The organism is Planktothrix sp. (genome assembly GCF_046067725.1).
Classification (GTDB): domain Bacteria; phylum Cyanobacteriota; class Cyanobacteriia; order Cyanobacteriales; family Microcoleaceae; genus Planktothrix.
The window spans coordinates 1-4,165 of sequence record NZ_JBJUDF010000133.1; the positions used below are offsets into that span (position 1 = coordinate 1).

The 4,165-nt window shown below is 38.1% G+C and carries 4 protein-coding genes and 1 pseudogene; 1 reads left to right on the forward strand and 4 read right to left on the reverse strand.

Annotated features, from left to right (window positions below; translation table 11 throughout):
- Window positions 1-156: 156 nt before the first annotated feature.
- The gene (locus tag ACKPEB_RS07465; protein WP_408964237.1) at window positions 157-882 is read right to left on the reverse strand and encodes an SDR family oxidoreductase; all 726 of its coding nucleotides are present in this window, start codon (window positions 880-882) and stop codon (window positions 157-159) included.
- Window positions 883-920: 38 nt separating this feature from the next.
- Window positions 921-1,409, reverse strand: a complete 489-nt coding sequence (gene rnhA / locus ACKPEB_RS07470; RefSeq protein ID WP_408964239.1) for a ribonuclease HI — start codon at window positions 1,407-1,409, stop codon at window positions 921-923.
- A gap of 90 nt (window positions 1,410-1,499) precedes the next feature.
- On the opposite strand from rnhA, the gene ACKPEB_RS07475 reads away from it, so the two are divergent.
- Entirely contained in the window at window positions 1,500-2,099 is a 600-nt protein-coding gene (locus ACKPEB_RS07475; RefSeq protein WP_408964241.1) for a chorismate lyase, read from the forward strand.
- A gap of 144 nt (window positions 2,100-2,243) precedes the next feature.
- Here ACKPEB_RS07475 and ACKPEB_RS07480 read toward each other — a convergent pair whose 3' ends face one another.
- Complete coding sequence (locus ACKPEB_RS07480; RefSeq protein ID WP_408964240.1) at window positions 2,244-3,812, reverse strand: glycosyltransferase family 39 protein; 1,569 nt, start codon at window positions 3,810-3,812, stop codon at window positions 2,244-2,246.
- A gap of 227 nt (window positions 3,813-4,039) precedes the next feature.
- A pseudogene (locus tag ACKPEB_RS07485) lies at window positions 4,040-4,165 on the reverse strand (molybdenum cofactor biosynthesis protein MoeB); the annotation flags it as partial.

Sequence of the window (4,165 nt, forward strand, 5' to 3'; positions counted from 1 at the left end):
CACCATAAAATCTTCTAAAGAGAAGTTTTCTGTTAAAGTTGCGATCGCCATATTCATTCATTCGCCTTGGCAGGACTGACCAATCTGATTATATCAAATACAAATCAAGACTAACTTTTGTTGTTGATCACCCTTCTCAAAAAAAGTGATTAAGAATTAAATCAAAGTGTGTCCACCATCTACCTTAATGGCACTGCCTGTAATATAATGATTATCAAGTAAATAATCAACGGTTTTAATAATAGTTTCAAACCCTCCTATTCTTTTCAATAAAGTTTCGTTTAATATATTTGCTTTTTCGGCTTCTGTATGATGGGTTAAAAACTCAAAAGTACCGGGTTGAATACTATTAACTTTAATCTGGGGTGCAAAGTTTTTAGCAAAAGAAAGGGTCAGGTTCTCAAGTCCAGCTTTTGTAGAAGAGTAAAGGGAACAATTAGGATGGGGATGATTAACGGCAATATCGGTAATATGAATGATATCTGAATAAGGGTTTGCTCCTTGTTGAAGGGTTGCTTTTAATTCGTGATTAATTAATGCGGGAGCCACCATGTGAACTTGATATAATTGATGATACTGTTCTAAAATGGCTTGGGGTTCAGTTTGATCCGGGGCAAACATAGAAGCGTTATGAATAATTCCCCGTAATTCATTGGTTAAAGATTTTACCTGTTCAATGAAATGGATAATGTGTTGAGACTGGGTAAAATCTGCCTGTAATAAAATGGCGCCTTGAGACTTTAATTGTTCAGTTTCGTGGGTTGGTGTCCGATAGTGGGCTAACACTCTAAAATTTTTTGCTAAAAAATGACAGCCTAGTAAATAGCCCAGCCTCCGACTACACCCTGTAATTAATATTGTCTGTTCTGTTATGACGGTCATTAAGATTTTATCCTCAAATTTTTTTAATTTTTAATGCTTTAGGGATCACAAGCTTTTTCATAACCCAAATCTAATAATAAATCAGGTTGTTGAGAAGCGTTAACTGCTAAGCGATCGCAACATTCATTTTCTTCATCTCCCGCATGACCTTTCACCCAGAGAAATTGAACTTGATGTTGTTCTGATACTGCTAATAATCGTTCCCATAAATCAGGGTTTTTAGCGGATTCTTTTGGGTTACGTTTCCAACCATTTTGTTGCCATTTCTTCGCCCATCCTTTGCACATTGCATCGACTAAATAGCGAGAATCCGTATATAAATTAACAGCGCAAGGAAACTTTAAGGCTTCTAATCCCATAATAGCGGCCATTAATTCCATGCGGTTATTGGTGGTGAGTTGATATCCGGCTGATAATTCTTTACGGTGAGGGCCATAAATTAACACCACGCCATATCCTCCTGGCCCTGGATTACCACTACAGGCCCCATCGGTATAAATTGTGACTTCTTTTAAAGGGTCGTTCATAATTCCAGAGTTGAAACCTGACACCTGACATCCGTTGCGCTATCATAGACAACAGACGTTAAGTTTTGTTGCATACCCTTGACTGCCAGTATTAGAAGACTCGAACCCGTTACTCAACCGACTGCTTGGCATCGTCTTCGGTGTCGATGGCAGGGGGATGAAGCTATTGTTAAACAAGGACTGCCTCATAGTCAACTGTCTCCCCCTTGGCAAATTTTGTTATTAGGAGATGGTTCTCCGACGCGACATTTACAACTGTTAACCGGGGAACCCACAGAAGTTGATGTGATTGATATGTCAGCAATTGGCATGAGCACGGATAATGCTCCAGAGCAGATTTTAGCGGTTCCCGGCCCCCGTGTGCGACGCCAGGTGTGGTTAAGAACAGCATCAGGACAACGGTTAGCTTATGCCACTTCTTGGTGGGAAGCCAGCCATGTTGATGAATATTTACAAAATCGGTCGTTACCCATTTGGGCGAGTTTAGCTCGGTTGCGAACGGAGCTTTATCGAGATGTGCAGGGAATTTATTATGGAGATAGCAAAGGGTTAGAATTAGCTTTTGGTGAATCAGGGCCGTTTTGGGGACGTCATTATTTATTTTGGCATCATGGCAAACCTTTAACCTTGATTTATGAAGTTTTTTCTCCCTATTTAACCAAATATTTAGGACAAACCGGAGAGGGTTAACGATTGATGGTTGGCTGATGAACCCCCATTACCTATTAATTCTAATTTTAACTGATAAATTAGGGGATTAATACGCCCTCGGTTAAGTCAATTCTTCCCCTTGGGCGTGTTTTGATTCAGAGCACAACGAATTCAAGTTTTTGATTAGCTGTTAGGACTGGAATTCTCAGTTGTTGAGGGAACTGTTGGGGGATTTGCAGAAGATTTCGGAACTAATAGAAAGACTTGTAAGGGTTCAAAACGAGTTTTAAAGCTTTGACGTTCTTTAATTTGAAATCGGTTAGAAACAAAGTTATTAAAAACTGCTTCATCAAAGACTTCACAAACCACCCAAAATCGAGAATAGGTTGTTAATAAAGTTGATAAAGGGGTAATAGTTACGGGTTTAGAGTCAGAGCTACTGATTTTGTTTTGATTGCTGTTGGCACATAAATTAACTTGCAATTCGATAGGAATTTGACCTTGATAATAATAACGTAAAGCGTTAGGTTTGGGAGCATTTCTAGGGCTTCGAGAGTAGATAATTACATCACCTGGTTGTTCATTGCGAGCAATGGCTTGGGTAATCATCGGCCAATTGACTCGTTCTGAGGTTGTATAATAATGGTTTAATCCAAAGCCTACAGCGATTAAATAGTAAATCCCAATGAGTGCTGCAACATAACGCCAACGATGAAAGATTTGTAGAAATCCGACGGCTAACAAAATGAAAAAATAAGGTGCTACAAAGAGAAGGTATCGAGGAAACCAAATATTAGCAAAGGCATAGGACATCAACAGAATAGGAAGACAGGGTAAAAAAGCCCATGCTGTAATCCATAATAAAGGTTTAATCCGATTTTTAGTAATATAGAAAAGGGCAAGACCTGTTAAACTGATTAACAGGAGAGTATAGATTTTAAAAAAGATGTCTGTTTGCTTTGATAATTCGCTAGAATTGGGGGGATTAGCTGTAAAAACCTCTGGGGTTGATAAAACCATTCTTAAATTAATGGGTGTGAGATTAGCAACCCAATCTCCAAAAAATTTGGGAGCGATTTCTAGGATAGCAATAGAGGATGGAATGATTAGAATCCCCGTTAATAATAGGAAAATGCCAATGGATAATAACACTCGTTTTTGTTGGCGGTATCTCCAAGTAATAATCAGTAAGTCTGGAAATAGTAAGAGAATATTAAGGGGGCTAGTCAATATTGTTAAGACTCTGGCAATTGCCCAAAAAATTATGCATTTTAGGTCTGAATTTTCTAAAGCTTGAATTAAAATTAGGGTTCCAGCGAGAGCAATAAATGTGCTCATGCTGTACATTCTGACTTCTTGAGCATGGAAAATAAAAGTGGGTGAAAGGGTTAATAAAAAAGCAGAAATAAGACCCACAAATTCTCCGGCGGTGCGACGACCGATTTTGTAAGTCAGAAACACACTACCCAGGGAAAAAATCACGGATAAACTTCGTAACCAAGCATCACTTTTCCCAAAATTCATCCAAAATTTTAAAAACATATAATAGAGGGGACGAACACCGGGATCAAGAATATTAAACGTTTCAGCGTCCTCAATGCTATAAAATTCATCTTGCCATAACGGTTCTGTTCCAAGTTGATACAGATATAATATTGTTGCTAGAAGCAGAATTAGAGTAATCGGCAACCAAGTGGGGATTTTATGAATGGGAAGATTCCCTAGGGGGGACTTTTGCAAATTGGATGTCATGTTGTTTATGCCGTTGAATAGAATTTTTTGTTGAGTCTAGCTTAAATTTATTCAATATAGCATTTTTTGTAAGGGATGTAATATCCTTATGCTCTCAGAATTGTGATTAATTTTATAGTTCTTTGATATTCTTTTTGAAGCGAATTCTCTGAAAAAAGAAGTGAGTTGAGTTAAAAAACACAACCCACTCTCAAACCCTTTTTGGGTCATTCTACAATTTCATCGGTTTAATATTCAGGAACAGAAGAATCAATTTCTCGACTCCAAGCTAAAATTCCGCCTTTAACGTTAGTTCCTTCAATGCCAGCTTCTTTGAGAATTCCTAACGCTTTTCCAGACCGAATTCCTGATTT

What these genes read in the sequence shown, in the direction of transcription:
- ACKPEB_RS07480 (WP_408964240.1), bottom strand. Translation starts at nt 3,812, where the DNA reads ATGACATCCAATTTGCAAAAGTCCCCCCTAGGGAATCTTCCCATTCAT.
- rnhA (WP_408964239.1), bottom strand. Translation starts at nt 1,409, where the DNA reads ATGAACGACCCTTTAAAAGAAGTCACAATTTATACCGATGGGGCCTGT.
- ACKPEB_RS07465 (WP_408964237.1), bottom strand. Translation starts at nt 882, where the DNA reads ATGACCGTCATAACAGAACAGACAATATTAATTACAGGGTGTAGTCGG.